Consider the following 18962-nt stretch of genomic DNA (forward strand, 5'->3'; position numbering starts at 1 on the left):
TTTTTTATTTAATTTTAAGTAAAACGTCTTCTATAGTAAGTCCATCAAAATCGGGAATAGCTATGGTTGCCACTTTAGTCAGTTCTTCTTTTGAATAATTAGTCATAATTCCAACAATCTTTTCAACTCCTGCTAACTTTGCAGATTCTATTCCATTAAAAGCATCTTCAAATACAATACATTCAGATGGTAGTACTCCTAATTTTTCAGCACCCATTCTAAAACATTCTGGATCAGGCTTTCCTTTAGTTACATCATCTGCAGTAATTAAAATATCAAAATAATCTGTAAGACCTATGTCTTTCATCGCTTTTTGGGCTCTTATTCTTAAAGATCCTGTAACTAAAGCTGTTTTATATTTAGATTTTTTTAAGGATTTCACAAATTCTAATACCCCATTAATTGGTGTGTAAACCATTTCTTCCAATTCATAAGTTCTTATGTCATTGGCTACATTTTTTTGTTTTTCTATTGGAAGGAATGAAAAAAATTCAGATACAATGTCTTTTAATCTTTTACCTTTTACTCTATGTTTAAAATCATCCATTTTTAATCCATACTTATCTTTCAACCGATCCCAAAAGGCTTCATACTGTGATTCCGTATTGGTAACCACACCATCCATGTCCAATAAAAAAGCTTTTATATTTTCCATACTCTTTTTTTAATTTAGTAAAATTAAGAAAGAAGAATTAAAATAATTCTTCTTTCTATATATGTCCACAAATAACCACAAATATGGACCCTTTACAATTTTATGAATTTTAACCTAAATATTCTTTAACTTGTTTATATACATTTTCAGGGGTAAAACCTAACTTTTGATCTAGGATTGAAGCAGGTGCAGAATAACCAAAAGATTCTAATCCCCATATTTTACCTGAATCTCCTACTAATCCTAGTAAATTTACAGGCAAACCTGCAGTTAAACCAAATTTCTTTTTATCTTTAGGTAATATAGATTCTTGATATTCTTTAGATTGACTTCTGAATAACCCTTCTGAAGGAACAGATACAATTCTTGATTTTATTCCGTCTTTTCGTAATAATTCAGCTCCTTCTACTAATGTTGATACCTCAGATCCAGAAGCTAATAAAATAACATCAAAGTTTTTATCTTCTTGTACAATATAAGCCCCTTTTTCTGATTGTAATGCCTCTTCATATCTTTTTCCCTGAGATGGAATATCTTTTATATTCTGGCGAGAAAAAATAAGTCCTGTAGGTGTATGTGTATTTTCCATAGCTAATTTCCAAGCTACAGTTGCTTCTTGTACATCTGCAGGTCGTAAAACTAACATAGAATTATGACCTTTATGATTTTGTAATTTTTCCATTAAACGTATCTGTGCTTCTTGCTCAACAGGTTCATGGGTAGGTCCATCTTCTCCTACTCTGAAAGCATCATGTGTCCAAATAAATTTAACAGGTTGCTCCATTAAAGCTGCCACTCTGATTACTGGTTTCATATAATCTGAGAATACAAAAAATGTTGCACAAGCCGGAATAACTCCTCCATGTAAACTCATTCCTAAACATAAACAAGCCATGGTAAATTCAGCAACTCCTGCCTGAAGAAATGCACCAGAAAAATCTCCTCTGGTTAAAGCATGTGTATGTTTTAAAAACCCATCAGTTTTATCAGAATTAGACAAGTCGGCAGAAGAAACAATCATGTTTTCCACCTGTTGGGCTAAGGTTGCTAATACTGTTGCAGAAGCTGCACGAGTAGCTGCATTAGGTTTTTGTTCAATTTTGCTCCAATCCACTTTAGGTGCTACACCACTAAACCAAACTTCTAACTTTTTAGCTAATTCAGGATTTTCCTGAGCCCATTTATTTTTTTGAGATTTTTTTTCTTCTACTAATTTTAATAACTCTGCTTCTCTTTTGGCATATAGTTCTTTTACTTCAGGAAAAATAACAAATGGGTCTTGTGGATTTCCACCTAAGTTTTCAATAGTTTTTTCTAAACTTGCTCCGGCATCTCCTAAAGGTTGTCCATGAGTAGATACTTGATTTTCAAAAGATTTACCTTCTTTTGTTACCGCTCCTTTACCCATTATAGTTTTACCTATAATTAAAGTAGGTTTTGCTTTTTCGGCTTTTGCTTCTTTTAATGAATTACGTATTGCTTCCGGATTATTGCCTTCTATAGTAATTACTTTCCACCCCCATGCTTCGTATTTAGCAGCTACATTTTCTTCATTTACTTCTGCTACTTTAGTAGATAGTTGTATGCCGTTTGAATCATAAAACATAACAAGATTATCCAATCCTAAATGTCCTGCAATACGTCCTGCTCCTTGGGAAACTTCTTCTTGAATTCCTCCGTCAGAAATAAAAGCATAAATAGTCTGATTCATTACATCTCCTAAACGTGCTTTTAAAAATTTTGCAGCAATAGCGGCTCCTACTGCATAAGCATGGCCTTGTCCCAAAGGTCCTGAAGTGTTCTCTACCCCTCTATCTACATCCAATTCCGGATGTCCAGGAGTAACACTTCCCCATTGGCGGAATTGTTTTAGATCATCCATAGAATATTTACCTACTAAAGCCAGAGTAGAATACAACATCGGAGACATATGCCCCGGATCCATAAAAAATCTGTCTCTTCCCTCCCATCTTGGATTTTTAGGATCATATTCTAAAAACTCGGAATATAAAATATTTATAAAATCAGCTCCTCCCATAGCTCCGCCCGGATGCCCTGATTTTGCTTTTTCTACCATAGAAGCAGCTAAAATTCTAATGTTATCTGCTGCTTTATTTAAAATTTTAATATCGTTCATGTTTATTTTTTTGTTTTATCTTAATTTTTTTTATAGTTTTTTTCTTTAATTGCTTCCTCTCTAATGGCTTTAAGTCTATGCATTACATTATTTTGCCCTGTTCCAAAATAATCATGTAAAATTAAATATTCCTGATATAATTTGTCATATTTTATTGATCTATTTTCATGAGGTTTATATACATTAGGCACTTTATTTCCCATTGCATTTGAAGCCTCTTGCAAGTTTTTATAACACCCCGCGGCTACTGCTCCGTATATTGCAGAGCCTAAAGCTCCTACTAGGGAGGCATCTGAAATTGAAAGTGGAATTCGGGTAACATCACTGAGCATTTGCATTAAAAATTTGTTTTTTAATAAACCTCCTGCTGCAACAATTTCTTTAATTTCTACTCCGTTATTTTTAATTGTTTCAATGATCTTTCTAGCTCCAAATGCACAAGATTCTAATAATGCTCTGTAAATATCTTCAGCCCGGGTTATTAATGACTGTCCTAAAATAAGTCCGGAAAGATGTGCGTCTGATAAAATGGATCGATTGCCATTATGCCAGTCTAATGCGATAAGTCCATGTTCTCCTATTTCCTGAGATGAGGCCTTTCTGGTTAGGTAATCATGAATATTTATCCCTTCTTTTTTAGCTTCTACTTCATATTCTTCGGGTACGCAATTTGATATAAACCAAGCAAATAAATCACCAAATGCCGACTGTCCTGCTTCAAAACACCATAATCCTTCATTAATTCCTTCATACACAATTCCCAACATACCCGGAACCTCTTTAAAATCTTCGGCATTCACTAAATAAACAGCTGAAGTTCCGATAATGGCTGTCATAATACCCGGTTCTACTGCTTTAATAGCTGCAGCGGTTACATGCGCATCTATATTACCTACAGCTACGGATATTCCGGGATTTAATCCTAACCATTCTGCCATTTTATCTGTTAACTCTCCAGCTTTTGACCCTAAAGGTTGTACAGGGCCACTCATTTTATCAATAAACATGTTCCCAAATCCGGGCGCTACTGCTTCTAAATATTCAGAGCTTGGATATTGCCCATCCTGAAAATGTCTTTTAAATCCTGAGTCTCCACTGGCATATACTAATTTCCCTGTTAAAAGCCAAACAATCCAATCTGTTGCATCTACAAAATAGGCAGCTTTATCATATATTTCCCGATCTTCTTCAAAGGTTTCCAATACTTTAGGTAATGCCAATTCTGAAGATAGTAATCCTCCATAACGAGGTAACCACGATTCATTTCTTTTTTTTGCCACTTCTAGCAAACGTTTTGCTTGGCTATTCCCTCCATGGTGTTTCCACAATTTTGCATATGCATGTGGACGATTTTTGAATTGAGGATAATCACTTAATGGAGTACCTTTCTCATCTGTAGCTAAAACTGTTGAAGAGGTAAAATCAATCCCTATTCCTATAATATGGCGTATTAATACTCCAGAATTTTCAATAGCCCCATGAACCGATTTGTGAAATGCTTTTAAGTAGTCTGCAGGTACCTGTAATGCAAAGTCAGGAGGCAAAGGTTCACCTTCACTAGCTGTAAGGTGAGTATCCATAACTCCATGCTTATACTCTACGGCTGCTGTTCCTTTTTCAAAGCCATCACTTACTCTAACAATTGTACTTCTTACTGAAAGAGTACCAAAGTCTACTCCTAATATATAACTATCTTTCTCCATTATTTTGTGTAGTTTTGTTTTGTGTTTATTTTTCTTTCTTTTTTAGTTTTTAAATAGATTTTTCTATTTTTCTCCGTCAAAAAACTTTTCCCAAGGCATATTAAGTGGTTTGTCATTAACTATAATATCATAAAGATGTCTTAATAAAGGGAAATCCGTTTCTTTTATTATTCCTCGTTTAGTTAAAGGTGCCATAGCTCCTCCAATTACTTTTATTGCTGCCACACCCTCCATAGTAACTCCTTTCATATGGACATCTCTTACTTCTGAAAATGGAATTCCTGCTCCTACATATCGACCTGCTTTCACATTTCTTCCACCCATAGAGGTTACAAACATATCTCCTGATCCTACTAAGAGATGCTTAGGACTTAATACTTGGTTATCTGATAGTAATTGCATAAACTGTGTAAGTTCTACCTGCCCCTGAGCAAATACAGCCGAACCGTAATTGAATCTCACATAACGATCATTTTGCTCTCTATTTTTATCTCTGATACCTTCATTAAATCCTGCAGCAAAAGCATATATATTTTTTGTTGCAGCAGCTACTTCCATACCAACAATGTCAGTAGATGTCCAAACATGATAATAATCTGTACGGAACATATTAGCTAGTCTATTTAATGATGCTTGATCTTCTCCACAAAAAACTACACAAGTATCGTGATGTACTGCTACTTCTCCGGCTATAGAAGGACCTACAACTGCTGACCATGTAACAGAACGAACTAAATCTTCAGGAAAATACTTTTTAATCACTTCAGGAAGAATAGCCAGATTTCCTTCTGAATCTGCCTGCATACCTTTGGTTATGGAAAATACCATCATTCCTGGTTTAACTACCTTTGCCAACTGCTCTCCTACCCAATCTACACCAAATGAATTCACTCCAGACATGGCTACATCTGCTCCATCAAAGGCTTCTTCTATTTGTTCTAATTGGTAAGCTTTTACACTTGAAGGTATTTTTAATCCTAAATTAGGATGAATTCCCGTTTTTTGTATTGAATCTATAATATCCCTATCTAAATGCGTACCTACTAAATGCACTTCATGTCCATTTTCAGCTAACGGAAATGTTAAGGCTGTCGCCATAATTCCTGATCCTATTATTGCTACTTTTGCTTTTTCAGTATTTGCCATTTTATTCAATATTGTATTATTTTTTTAATTCTAATATATTATTTAATCTTTATTATATAATTAAAACTCTATATACAAAAAATTTATTCAATTTCTGTTTGGTAATTATTATTTTACAAAAATAAAGAATTAAAAAATATTTTCAGGCTATATTATATAAAAATATATCATATATGAAAGAAATCATATATGCAAATATATAAATATAAAATACTAATTTACAGACATATAAATAAATGTATCCATATTTAATTAATATTTATTAATTATTTTTTCGAAATATATAATAAAATAAAAGAAATATAATTTACGATTTCAAAATATATAAAAATCATTTAATATTGCTTTTTTTATATATTTAATTTTATATATAATTAATAATTAACTACTATACTTTAATAAGTTAATTGGTTATTGTATATTATTGATTATTTATAAGTTATTATAACTTTTAAAATCATTTTCTTCTCAAAAAATTTAGTATTACATAAAAAATGTATTTAAAAACTTTAATATTTAAGCTAGAAGTAAAAAGTAGATTTATCTAAAATATAATGATCAGCTATATAACTTTTTAACTTATTTGCATGATTTATAATATAGTGTTGAAAATCAGAACTTTTAGATTGATTTTTAAGAAAAATGTTTTTTCTTGATACTGACTTATTTTGTACTTAGTAATATTCTTTTTTTTAAATTTCTACAATAGCAATTGAAGTTGTTTATAATTTTACGGATTCATCCATTTTTTTATATAAACAACTTCAACACTATTTAAAATACTCTAAAGATACTAAATCATTAATTTTTTAGTTTTTTAATTATTTATTCTGCAAGTTTTTTTATATCCTCTAATTGTAGATATTTTTTGAATTCTGAATTGTAATGTTCGTGATGTTCCTGATTAGGATAGTAAATAGTTGATATTTCCATTCCCATTTTTCTTTGTGCTTCTTCCAAATTTTCATATACCCCGGCTACAACTGAAGCACACATAGCTACCCCTAAGGCACATGCTTCTCTAGTGGCGATTACTTTTATTGGCATTCCGATTACATCTGCCATTACTTGCATGACATAAGGTGATTTTTGTGAGATTCCTCCTACTGCAATAATTTCATTTAACTCTATTCCATTATCTATAAATCTATCAATTATATTTCTTGCACCATAGGCTGTAGCCTCAACTAGTGATTTATACACCAAAGGAGCTATACTTGATAGGGCTAGTCCGGTAATTGTTCCTTTTAAATCATAATCGACATTAGGTGATCTTCTTCCATTAATCCAATCTGTCGCTATAATTTGACTATCTTTAGGAGGGATAACTTTTGCTTGTCTTGCTAAATTAGGTATCATTTCTGCATAAACTTCATCTCTCAGTTTTTGTCGGGTCTCTGCATCTCCAATATTTGATTTTAACATAATATTGTCTAATGGCCACATTAACATTCTTTTAAACCATGCATATAAATCTCCAAATGCAGATTGCCCTGCTTCAAAGCCAGTCATTCCTGGAAGAATAATATCATCTGCTTGTTGAGGTATACCGGGTATTAATTTATTTCCTAATTTTTTAGGCCCTACAGTAATAGCACAGGTAGAAGTTCCTACAATTTCCACCATTGCTTTATCTTTAACACCGGCTCCAATTGCTCCTGCATGACAGTCTAAATTTCCTACTGCTATAATTACGTTTTTAGGCAGACCTAATTTATTTGCCCATTGTTCTGTAATAGTACCAGCTGCCTGATCGCAAGTGAAAGCTTGTTTATTGAAAGTATTTACTAATCCATCTAGAGCAGGATCCATAGCTTTAAAAAATTCATTTGGCGGGTATCCTCCCCATTCTTTATTCCACATTACACGAGAACCTGCTATCCCCATTCCTCTTTTTAAATCCTCTGGCTTTGTAATACCACAAAGTATACCTGGTAACCAATCGCTTGATTCTACAAATGAATGAGCTGCTTGTCTTATCTCAGGAATTCTAAAGATATGCAAAGCTTTTGTCCAGAAATGTTCTGTTGAATAATCTCCACATCCTGCAGATTTTGTATAATCAATATGCCATTTTTTAGAAAAATCGTTTATATAATCATTGTCTTTCTGTCCTGTGTGATCTTTCCAAAGGACAAACATCGCATCCGGATTTTCTGAAAATTCAGGAAGTAGAGATAATGGAGTACCTTCCCTATTTACCGCTACAGGAGTAGATCCGGTCATATCTACACTGATAGCTTTAACTTTTTCAGCTGCTCCAGGCACTTTTTTTAACACATCAATTATTATATATTCTAATACTTCTAAATAATCTAATGGATGTTGTCTAAATTGAGATTTTACCGGATCACAATATAATCCTTGTTTCCATCTGGGATATTCTTTTAGTGAAAGCGCTAATTCTTTACCAGATTCTGCATCCATTAAGATAGCTCTCCCAGAATCTGTTCCATAATCTAAACCGATTACTAAATTATTTGATAATTCCATTTTTTTGTTTTTTTTAGTTTTATACTTTATAAATAGAGAAAAGAATAATTTAAATTATCTTTTTTCTTATTTATACTATTTTTAACTATTTAGTTAGATCTTTAATTTTCTCTAACTGTTGGTATTTTTTATATTCAATATTATAATGTGAATGATTTTCTTCATTAGGATAATAAATGGTAGATATTCCCATTCCCATTTTTTCTTGAGCTTCTTCTAGTTTAGAGTATACTCCTGCTGTTACAGCTGCACACATTGCTACTCCTAAAGCACAAGCTTCTCTTGTAGCTATTACTTTAATAGGCATGCCTAAAACATCTGAAAGCACTTGCATTACATAAGGTGATTTTTGCGAAATTCCTCCTACTGCTATAATTTCTTCTATTTCAATTCCATTATTAATAAATTGTTCAACTATAGCTCTTGAACCGTATGCGGTTGCTTCTACTATAGACTTATACAATAAAGGAGCTGAACTTGAAAGTGTTAAACCTGTAATCGTTCCTTTTAAGTCATAATCTACATTAGGGGTTCTTCTACCATTGATCCAGTCAGTAGCAACTATATGGCTATCTGTTGCAGGTATAACCTTTGCTTGTCTAGCTAACTCAGGAATCATTTTATCATATACTTCTTGTATAACTTTTTCTTTAGTAGCTCCATCTATATATTCGGTTTTGGCAAATATTTCTCGAAGCGGCCACATTAGAACTTTTTTAAACCATGCATAATAATCACCATATACGGATTGTCCTGCTTCATACCCTACCATTCCTGGAATTACTGAATCATCTGCTTGTCCTGAAATGCCTGAAATCAATGTATTTTCATTGCTCTTAGGTCCTACAATTATGTCACAAGTAGAGGTTCCTATAATTTGTACTATGGCTTTATTTTTTACCCCAGCACCAATACCTCCTGCATGAGCATCTATATTTCCTGCTGCTACTTTAACTTGGGTAGTAAGTCCTAATCTTTTTGCCCATTCTTCTGTTAAATTTCCTATAGGTTCTACGCAGGTATAGACTTTTTTAGAGAAAGTATCTACTATCCCGTCTAGAGCCGGATCTAATGACTTAAAGAAATCGTTAGGAGGGTAGCCTCCCCATTCTTTATTCCATAATACTTTAAACCCTGCTGTACAAATATTTCTTTTTAATTCTTCTGGTTTGTTAATTCCTACTATTACATTGGATAACCAATCGCAGGCATCAACAAAAGAGTATCCTACTTCCTTTACTTCAGGGTCAACTCTGAAAATATGTAAAGCTTTTGCCCAAAAATGCTCTGCTGAGTAATTACCCCCACCTCCACAATATCTTGTATAATCTGTATGCCATTTTTTAGAAAATTCATTAATCTGATCACAGTCTCTAACTCCTGTATGATCTTTCCATAGAATAAACATTCCATTAGGATTTTCTGCAAAATCGGATCTTAAAGCTAATGGCGTTCCTTCTTTATCTACTACTATTGGTGTTGAACAAGTAACATCTATAGCTAGTGCTTTTATTTTATTTTTCGAATCAGGTACTGTACGTACTACATCGTTTACAATATATTCTAGCACTTCTATATAATCTAACGGATGTTGTCTAAACTGAAAATTTACAGGATCACAGTATAAACCTTTTTTCCATCTTGGATATTCTTTTACTGATAGTGCTAATTCTTTTCCCGTTTCGGCATCCATCAGCATAGCTCTCGCCGAGTCTGTACCATAATCAATTCCTATAACCAAATTATTTGAAATTTTTTCCATTTTTTTTGCTTTATTTAGTTTTATTGTATGTGTTTATACTTATTTATTTGTCTATTTTATTTTTGTCCATAATAGGCATTAGCCCCATGTTTTCTTTCGTAATGCTTATTGATTAATGCATCTTTTAATTTAGGTGCTTTGGGATTTATTTGTCGTGTTAGATAGGCCATTTTAGCTACGTTTTCCAATACAGCACTATTATAAACTGCTTTTATGGCTGATTCCCCCCATGTAAATGGAGCATGGTTTCCTACTAAAACCATTTCCATTTCTTTATGATTTAATTTTTTTTCTTTTAAGATATTTAGTATTTGAAAACCTGTTTGATATTCATAATCTCCCTTTATCATCTCATCACTCATTGGTGGCGCACATGGTATGTCAGATGTAGTATGATCTGCATGTGTAGTCCCGAAAATAGGTATATCAAGTTGTGATTGCGCCCACGCTGTAGCATAGGTGCTGTGTGTATGAACTATAGAATTTACATCATTCCAATGTTGATAAAGAACTGCATGAGTTGGGGTATCAGAAGAAGGTCTTAAATTTCCTTCAATAACTTCTCCTTCAAAATCCACTATTACCATACTTTCAATAGTTAATTTATCATACGGAACTCCACTGGGTTTTATTGCAAATACACCTTCTTTATGATCTGCCACGCTAACATTTCCCCAAGTAAATAATACTAAGTTTAGTTTGGGAAGTAATAAATTTCCTTCGTATGCTTCTTCTTTTATATAGCTATATTTTCCCATTTTTTTCTATTTTAAGTGTGAATATTCTATTAAATTACCTAGTGTTTCAATACTAGGCAAAATGATGTCTAATTCAGGATCTGCTTTTTTTGCATCATCTAAGGTTGCTTCTCCTGTAAGGACCAAAACACCAAAAGCTCCTGCATTGTGAGCCATCATCATATCTGTATAAATACGATCTCCTACCATGGCTACTTCTTCTGGTTTTAATTTTTTTGAAGTTAAAATTCCATCTAGCATTTCTTTTTGCGGCTTTCCTAAAACAATATCTGGCTTACGTCCTGTAGCTGTCTCAATACATGAATAAATTGAAGCACAATCTACTAAAACAACGGGCTGGTCGGTAGGACATACTCTATCCGGGTTTGTTGCTACATATAAAATATTCTGTTTTGCCCACCAGGAAGCTCTACATAATCTCTCGTAAGTCAATGTCATATCAAAAGCTACAACTAATGCATCAGGTATATCTTCTGCAGAATCTTCTGTTGAAATATATCCGGCTTTTTCAAATTGTTTAATCATACTTGGAGTACCTAGTATAAATAATCTTTTTGCTTCCGGATAGTTATTTTTCAAATAATCAATCGTAGCCACTGCTGAAGAATACATTTCTTCTTCTGTAGCTGAAATCCCCAAATTTTCTAGTTTTTTCAGATAATCTTCAATACTTTTTGAAGGATTATTAGTGAGAAAAGAATAGCTTATGCCTAATTCTTTCAGTTTGTTTAGAAAACTAATTGTAAATGGAAATAAAGTAGTTCCATTATATATGGTTCCATCCATATCTAATGCTACATGCTTTATCTTTTTTATTTTATTTAAAAGTTCTGGGGAAATTTGACTATTATCTGTAATATGATTTTTCATATTTTTTGATTTTCAATAAAAAAACCACACCTATATAAGCTAAAAAATAATTATAATATAAGTGTGGTATAATTAAATATTAACCTTTTAAAACTCCATTTTCTCCAAATAATTCTTCAATCCATTGATCAAAATATCCTGCTCTATAGGCAAAATCTAAAATCGTATATCTGCTTCGGATTTTATGTGCTCGGTAAAAACTATCTTTTAATCTTTTTCTAGTTATTCCGATTTGTTCTGGTTCTACAGGAGCTCCTACTGCTGATAAACGTTTTTTAGTTTCTTCAAAAGGAATTACTTGTTTTCTAAGCTTATCTTTTAATACAGACCAGTTAGATTTAATTTTATTTAATTGTTCTCTCAATTCTTCTTTGGTTACATACTTATCTGAAGTTTGAGTAGTTGCAAACGGATGTATATCTGTTCCACCGAACATTTCATCAATTTCTTTTAATTGTACTTCTAATGAAGGCCATTTTTCAACTGCAGCCTCAACGTCTAATTGTTCTATTGGAGTTTTAAGCATTACTTCATACATAGCAGTTATTGCTAAAGTTCCAATCCCTACTTTAAACCCATGTGAAGGGGCTTGTTCATCTTGGTTAGGATACAATCCAAATTTTTTAGCCATCTCTCCTTTAAAAGTATGATGTTCCATATCCCAAAGGTGGCTAAATTGATGTTCTGATCCTGATGCCGGACGGCTTACTCCTGCTCCCCATGATTCCATAGATTGCATCGCAAAACCGCCTAACATTAACCCTTCAGTTAATAATTCTATAGCTTTATGATCTCCATTTTTTGCTCCTACAGGATCTTGTAAAGATTCTGCTAATCCATCCTGTACAATATTCCATGCACTTGTGATTGGTTCTATACCTTTTTTAGGTTTGTTTGGATCTGCTAATTCAGCTGCAAGAAGCCAATCTGCACCTGAAACTACTTTTGCATATAAGTCTGCATACCCTGAGGCAGTCATTAATGATGGAGCTTTTGATATAATATCAATATCTGCAACTAATGCTTGTGGAGCTTCACATGCATGAGTTATTTTTGCACCTTTATTAGTGATTGATGCTCCAGCAGAAGAATATCCGTCCATAGATGCTGCAGTAGCTACGCACATGTAAGGGCGTTTTAATTCTGAACTAGCTCTTTTAGTTAAATCATTGATAACACCAGATCCTACTGCTATGGGAGTAACATCTTTATCTCTTAAATAATCTCTTATTTGTTCAACAAAAATATAATCCGCATATAAATTAGGATCATCTAAAATATAGGGTTCTACACCTTCTAAATTTGCATTTTTTAAGGCTTCATGTACTTCTTTCCCTGCAACTCTGTAGGTATTAGGATCTGCTATAATAATAGCTTTTTTACCTGGAAACTGATCTTTAAATATATTAGGTACTTTATTTAAAATACCTGAACCTATTTCCAAAAACTTTGTTTCTGTCGCTTGTTTGAGGGCAGAAGCTATACTTTCTTTTGACATATTAATTTTTTAAATGTTTATTCTATATTTTAGTTTATTAAATAAAATAAATTATAATTTTTTAGCATCTTCTATAAATTGTGCTAAACCATTATCTGTTAATGGGTGTTTAAGTAGATTTAAAATTGGAGCTAAAGGTGATGTTATTACATCTGCTCCAATTTTAGCACAATTTATAATATGCATAGGCGATCTTATAGAAGCGGCTAATATTTCTGTCTTATAACCATAATTATCATAAATAGTTCTAATTTCTTCAATAAGATTTAACCCATCAGTAGAAATATCATCTAACCTACCGATAAATGGTGAAACATATGTAGCACCCGCTTTAGCTGCCAAAATAGCCTGACCTGAAGAAAATACAAGAGTACAATTTGTTTTTATTCCTTTGCTTGAAAAATATTTAATTGCTCTTACTCCATCATAAATCATAGGAACTTTAACTGTAATTTGTTTATCTATTTTAGCTAGCTCCTCTCCTTCTCTGATTATACCTTCGTAATCTGTTGAAAGTACTTCTGCACTCACATCTCCATCTACAATATTGCATATAGCTTTATAATGTGCATGAATATTTTCTTTACCGGTAATACCAACCTTTGCCATTATAGAGGGGTTAGTAGTAACCCCATCTAATACTCCTAATTCTTGAGCTTTCTTAATCTGCTCTAAATCTGCAGTGTCTATAAAAAATTTCATCCTTAGATATTTTAATTTGTTTTTTATTTTGAATATATATATTTATATTCTAATTTTTTATTATTTAATTCTTATTTTATAAAATAATCTTGAACACTTAAATATATGGCTGCTGCTATTAACCCTCCAATCATTGGTGCAATAGAAGCATATATTATTCCGTACCCCCACTCACTATTACCTTTTCCTTTTATTGGCAATATCTGATGTACTAATCTAGGCATTAAATCTCTAGCAGGATTTAAAGACCAACCTGTTACCCCTCCATAAGCCATACCTATAGCAAAAATCATAAATCCGGAAGGCAAAGCGCCTAAAGATCCAAATCCTACCATGTGGCTTACATTTTTTACTTGAGCATTTACCACAACTTCTCCACCATGGTTAGCCCCCATTGCTAATCCTATAAATACAAGGAAACAAGTTGCTATTGTTTCTGCAGAAAAATTGAAAACTCCGTTATTTTTTCTAATTGAAGCACTTGTAGCGAATACTCCTAATAGTTTTCCTGGGTCGTCAGAAGTGGCATCAAAATGTCCTTTATATACAAATGACACTACTATAGCTCCTAAAAAACAACCTATAAATTGTGCTACGATGTAGGGTAATAAAAATTTAGCATCTAAAACTCCTGCTACCCATTGACCCACTGTTACAGCCGGATTAAAATGTCCCCCTGTATCGAAAGGAGAAGATACAATTACTGCCATTGCTACAGCAAAACCCCAAGATAGTGGTCCGCTTATCGCTGCTTTGTTTCCTTCGCCATAGGATTTGTTGAGATTAAGATTCATATTTATTCCACACCCTAAGGCTATTAAAGTGAATGAGCCTAATAACTCTCCTAGAAACTTTGTTGTTACATCCATAATTTTAATTTTTTGGTTTTAGTTTAAAATGTTATTTAATTTTCAATAAAGCAAATATATTTACCAAATCGAAACTATACAATGGGTAAACTGTATTTTTTTTATGATAAATGACATGTTTGATAAGATAACATAAGAGAACAACATCGAAAACATATATTAAATTATTGAAAAACATATAGTTATATATATATTTGCAAGTTTCTATAACGAAACTTTACATCTGCTATAATTTATCTTTATAATGTTTCAATTTTTAGGATAAAATTAATTATTTATTTTTGCATTTCATTATCACTTTAAATAAAAAGTAATTTTTAAATGAAAAATAATAACATAAATAATATCCGTCAACAAAAAATTTTAGATGAATTAAATGTAAATCATTATGTTTCAGTTGCCGATTTATGTAAAAAATTAACTGTTTCAGCAGTAACCATTCGTAAAGATTTAAATCATTTAGAAAAAATAGGAAAATTATATAGAACTCATGGTGGTGCAACGCGTGAATCTTTTATTATTGGTGAAAGAAATGTGAATAAAAAAGAAACAATTAATGTAGAACAAAAAACAAAAATTGCAAATACTGCACTAAATTTTATTAAAAATAATGATTTTATTATAATATCTTCCGGTACTACCACTCAGAATATAGCTCAAATCATCGGAAATCATTATGAGAAACTCACTATTTTAACTTCTTCACTTAAATCTGCCACTCTATTATATGGCAATCCTAATTTGGATGTAATCCAACTAGGAGGTGATGTTCGAACAAAATCTGGCTCTGTTATGGGACCATATGCAGAACTTATGATTACTAATTATTCTTGTAATAAGCTTTTTTTAGGGGCTGATGGAATTGATTTTGAGTTTGGTTTATCTACTTCCAGCACCTTGGAAGCAAAAATGAATCAGTTAATGATCCGCAATTCAGAAAAGGTAATTGTTGTTGCGGATTCATCAAAAATAGGAAAACGGGGTTTTGGCAAGATTACTGATTTAGATAAAATCCATGTTTTAATTACCGATGATGGAATTTCTTCTATATACTATAAAAAACTGGAAGATTTAGGAATTGAAGTTGTGATTGCTAAATAATTTCATTTAAGTTTTTCAAGGAAAAAATCATCTTTTTCGATAATTGAATTATTAGAATTTTCAATTAAATAATTCCCTATTTTCTCACGTCGTAATTGGGTTAAATATCCTCCTACCCCTAACTTATTACCAAAATCATGAGCGATGGACCGTATATATGTCCCTTTACTGCAATGTATTGAAAAATGAATGTAAGGTAGCTCTATACGATGTATTTTAAAATCATATATTGAGATTTTTCTATAGGGTATATCAATTTGTTCTCCTTTTCTGGCAATTTCATATAACCTCTTTCCTTCTTTTTTTAATGCAGAAAAAACAGGCGGTTTTTGCCAAATCTCTTCCCCTATAAAATATTGTATATTTTCATTTATTTGTTTTTCAGTTAAATGATTAATGCTTTTATGATTAAATTCTTCTGTTTCGGTATCAAAAGATGGAGTCTGTACACCTAATTTTATTGTACCTGTATACATTTTTGATGCATCTTGTATTTCTTGTATCTTTTTGGTTGCTTTGCCTACACAAACAATTAACAGCCCTGTAGCTTTAGGGTCTAAAGTTCCGGCATGTCCTACTTTAATTTTTTTTAGTTTAAAATGCTTTTTTATTTTCCATTTTATTTTGTTAACAATATCAAACGAAGTCCAATCTAAAGGTTTATCTATTAAAAAAATTTTACCATCTTCAATTTCTTTCAATGAATACATAATATTTATTATATTTAAAATAAATCAACAATATTGTTTTTTAAGTAGTGTAAAGTTTTCACATGCAAAACTAGGGAAAATATCGTATTTTTGCAGAAAGCAAATCAACCTTGTTGCTTTCATTTTTAATGAAAGAGGAAAGTCCGGACACCATAGGATATCACAGCGGGTAACGCCCGTCCACTGTAAAGTGAGGACAAGTGCAACAGAAAGCAAGTACAGTTAGGCTGTAGTGAAATCAGGTAAACTCTGTGAGGTGCAATGCTATGTATACCGACTTATAAGGGTTATCCGTCCGATGTCGGGGGGTAAGCAGTTTGAAGTAAGAAGTAATTCTTATTCTAGATAAATAACAGGGCTTTTTCAGAACTGAAAAATGACAGAATCCGGCTTATTGATTTGCTTTTTTCATTTACTATATTATAGATATGATGAATTATGGGTATGCAAACTATTATTATTCATAAAATAATTTAATCGGAGTTGTATGCAACTTAATTCCAGATTATTATATTATTTTTTTAATTAACACTAAGTTATATAGATACAAATTACCATCAAGTTATAATGAAACTGTTTATAGCTATTATTTATTTCCATTATAACTTCAAATAGTAATGGTTTAAACAAAATGTTAAAATATTTTTTTATAAATTAAAAAAAGTCTTTTTTTCTTTTCATTTTTGTAACTTTTATAAAACAAATTCAATGAACTGGATTATTTTGGTTATCGCAGGCCTTTTTGAGGTTGGTTTTACAACTTGTTTAGGTAAAGTTAAAGAAGTTAACGGTATTGAAAAATATTATTGGTTTTTCGGATTTTTACTTTGTCTTACTATGAGTATGTTACTTCTAATTAAGGCCTCACAAAATTTGCCTTTGGGCACTTCTTATGCTGTATGGACCGGAATTGGAGCGGTTGGTACAGTACTTATAGGAATTTTCGTTTTTAAAGATCCTGCTAATTTTTGGAGAATATTTTTTATAACTACTTTAATTGGTTCCATTATTGGTTTGAAAGCGGTATCTCAAAATTAATTATTTTATTTTTTTTATATTAAGTTTTAACAAAAATCCAACTTCAGTACTAATTTTTTCTTGATATTTGCATCTTAAATTTTCAACATCAAATGAAAATAAAATACTACGATTTAATACAACAAACTTTTGATTTTCCACAACCTGAATTTAAGGTGGAAGAAGGTAAACTTTTTTTTCATGACATTCCTTTAATGGATTTAATTGAAAAATTTGGTACACCTTTCAAATTTAATTATCTGCCCAAGATATCTCAAAACATACAGCAAACGAAACGTTGGTTTAAAAAAGCTTTTAAGGAAAATAATTATAAAAATAATTACAGGTATTGTTATTGTACCAAATCAAGTCATTTTTCATTTGTATTAGAAGAAGTTCTTAAAAATAAAATTAGCTTAGAAACTTCTTTTTCTAATGATATGGAAATTATTAGAAAAATATATAAAAAGGGATTGGTGAAGCAGGATATTGAAGTAATATGTAACGGTTTTAAAACAGATGAATACTTACGGACTATTTCAGAAATGATAAATGGTGGTTTTTCGAATATTATTCCTGTTTTAGATAATTTTAGAGAACTAGATTTACTTTCTGATAGTATTGATACTACCTTTAATGTAGGAATACGTATAGCATCTGAAGAAGAACCTAAATTTGAATTTTATACTTCTCGTTTAGGAATAGGCTATAGAGATATTGTTCCATTTTATGCACAAAAAATTCAGAATCATCCTCACGCTAGGTTAAAGATGCTTCATTTTTTCATCAATACTGGAATTAAAGATACGTCTTATTATTGGAATGAATTATACAAATGTCTAAGGGTTTATGCTCGTCTTAAAAAATTAGCTCCGGAAGTAGATTCTTTAAATATTGGAGGAGGATTTCCAATTAAAACTTCCTTAAATTTTGAATATGATTATTATTATATGATTAATGAGATTACCTATCAAATTAAAAAATTCTGTGAGGAAGAAGGAGTTGAAGAACCCACTATATATACTGAATTTGGTTCATATACTGTGGGAGAAAGCGGTGGTATAATATATAAAATTCTCAATCAAAAAAGACAAAATGATCGAGAAAAATGGAATATGATAAATAGTTCGTTTATGACTACTCTACCTGATTCTTGGGCTATTTCCAGAAGATTTCTAATGCTCCCAATCAATCGTTGGGAAGATTCTTATGAAAGAGTTTTTTTGGGGGGACTAACATGTGATAGTGATGACTATTACAATTCCGAACAGCATGTAAATGCTATATATTTACCTATCTATAGTGAAGATAAGCCTTTATATATTGGTTTTTTTAATACTGGAGCCTACCAAGATTCCATTAGCGGCTTCGGAGGTATACACCATTGTTTGGTACCTCAACCCAAACATATTCTTATTGATAAGAATAAAGAAGGTGAATTTAGTTATAAAATTTTCAGAGAGGAACAGACTTATAAAGAAATTTTAGATATTTTAGGTTATTAAACATTTGTTTTTTTATCTTTATGATTAATTGTTATA

15 protein-coding genes and 1 other RNA gene are annotated in these 18962 nt (G+C 31.6%); 4 read left to right on the forward strand and 12 right to left on the reverse strand.

Annotation, left to right across the window (positions count from 1 at the left end):
* Positions 1–4 precede the first annotated feature (4 nt).
* From C4S77_RS03905 to C4S77_RS03955, 11 genes are all read right to left on the reverse strand, one after another.
* A complete protein-coding gene (locus tag C4S77_RS03905) occupies positions 5–655 on the reverse strand; it encodes an HAD family hydrolase (RefSeq protein WP_105246210.1) in 651 nt (216 codons plus the stop codon).
* Between the two features lie 109 nt (positions 656–764).
* Positions 765–2792, reverse strand: coding sequence for a transketolase family protein (locus C4S77_RS03910; protein ID WP_105246212.1), 2028 nt, complete (start codon positions 2790–2792; stop codon positions 765–767).
* A 20-nt stretch (positions 2793–2812) separates the two neighbouring features.
* Positions 2813–4495 carry a ribulokinase gene (locus C4S77_RS03915; RefSeq protein WP_105246214.1) on the reverse strand — a complete coding sequence of 561 codons (1683 nt, stop codon included), beginning with the start codon at positions 4493–4495 and terminating at the stop codon, positions 2813–2815.
* 63 nt (positions 4496–4558) lie between these two features.
* Positions 4559–5641, reverse strand: coding sequence for an NAD(P)H-dependent glycerol-3-phosphate dehydrogenase (locus C4S77_RS03920; RefSeq protein ID WP_105246216.1), 1083 nt, complete (start codon positions 5639–5641; stop codon positions 4559–4561).
* 825 nt (positions 5642–6466) lie between these two features.
* Positions 6467–8134 carry a ribulokinase gene (locus C4S77_RS03925; protein ID WP_105193534.1) on the reverse strand — a complete coding sequence of 556 codons (1668 nt, stop codon included), beginning with the start codon at positions 8132–8134 and terminating at the stop codon, positions 6467–6469.
* Positions 8135–8219: 85 nt separating this feature from the next.
* On the reverse strand, positions 8220–9896 hold the full coding sequence (locus tag C4S77_RS03930) for a ribulokinase (RefSeq protein ID WP_105193533.1): 1677 nt from the start codon (positions 9894–9896) through the stop codon (positions 8220–8222).
* 56 nt (positions 9897–9952) lie between these two features.
* Positions 9953–10654, reverse strand: coding sequence for an L-ribulose-5-phosphate 4-epimerase AraD (araD, locus tag C4S77_RS03935; protein ID WP_105193532.1), 702 nt, complete (start codon positions 10652–10654; stop codon positions 9953–9955).
* A 6-nt stretch (positions 10655–10660) separates the two neighbouring features.
* Entirely contained in the window at positions 10661–11524 is an 864-nt protein-coding gene (locus tag C4S77_RS03940; protein WP_105193531.1) for an HAD-IIA family hydrolase, read from the reverse strand.
* 79 nt (positions 11525–11603) lie between these two features.
* Entirely contained in the window at positions 11604–13022 is a 1419-nt protein-coding gene (locus tag C4S77_RS03945; RefSeq protein WP_105193530.1) for a sn-glycerol-1-phosphate dehydrogenase, read from the reverse strand.
* Between the two features lie 51 nt (positions 13023–13073).
* Positions 13074–13724, reverse strand: coding sequence for a fructose-6-phosphate aldolase (gene fsa / locus C4S77_RS03950; RefSeq protein ID WP_105193529.1), 651 nt, complete (start codon positions 13722–13724; stop codon positions 13074–13076).
* 71 nt (positions 13725–13795) lie between these two features.
* Positions 13796–14593 carry an MIP/aquaporin family protein gene (locus C4S77_RS03955; protein ID WP_105246218.1) on the reverse strand — a complete coding sequence of 266 codons (798 nt, stop codon included), beginning with the start codon at positions 14591–14593 and terminating at the stop codon, positions 13796–13798.
* A gap of 321 nt (positions 14594–14914) precedes the next feature.
* Here C4S77_RS03955 and C4S77_RS03960 point away from each other — a divergent pair, with 321 nt between their 5' ends.
* A complete protein-coding gene (locus C4S77_RS03960) occupies positions 14915–15694 on the forward strand; it encodes a DeoR/GlpR family DNA-binding transcription regulator (RefSeq protein WP_105193527.1) in 780 nt (259 codons plus the stop codon).
* A gap of 2 nt (positions 15695–15696) precedes the next feature.
* On the opposite strand, the gene truB is transcribed toward C4S77_RS03960, so the two are convergent.
* On the reverse strand, positions 15697–16404 hold the full coding sequence (gene truB, locus C4S77_RS03965; protein WP_105246220.1) for a tRNA pseudouridine(55) synthase TruB: 708 nt from the start codon (positions 16402–16404) through the stop codon (positions 15697–15699).
* A gap of 96 nt (positions 16405–16500) precedes the next feature.
* Here truB and rnpB point away from each other — a divergent pair.
* The 3 genes from rnpB (at position 16501) to C4S77_RS03980 (ending at position 18926) form a co-directional block, all read left to right on the forward strand.
* An RNA gene (gene rnpB / locus C4S77_RS03970) (RNase P RNA component class A) lies at positions 16501–16814 on the forward strand.
* 298 nt (positions 16815–17112) lie between these two features.
* A complete protein-coding gene (locus C4S77_RS03975; protein WP_105193525.1) occupies positions 17113–17442 on the forward strand; it encodes a DMT family transporter in 330 nt (109 codons plus the stop codon).
* Between the two features lie 92 nt (positions 17443–17534).
* Positions 17535–18926, forward strand: a complete 1392-nt coding sequence (locus tag C4S77_RS03980; protein ID WP_105193524.1) for a type III PLP-dependent enzyme domain-containing protein — start codon at positions 17535–17537, stop codon at positions 18924–18926.
* Positions 18927–18962: the final 36 nt, after the last annotated feature.

The organism is Apibacter adventoris (assembly GCF_002964975.1).
GTDB classification, from domain to species: Bacteria; Bacteroidota; Bacteroidia; order Flavobacteriales; family Weeksellaceae; genus Apibacter; species Apibacter adventoris.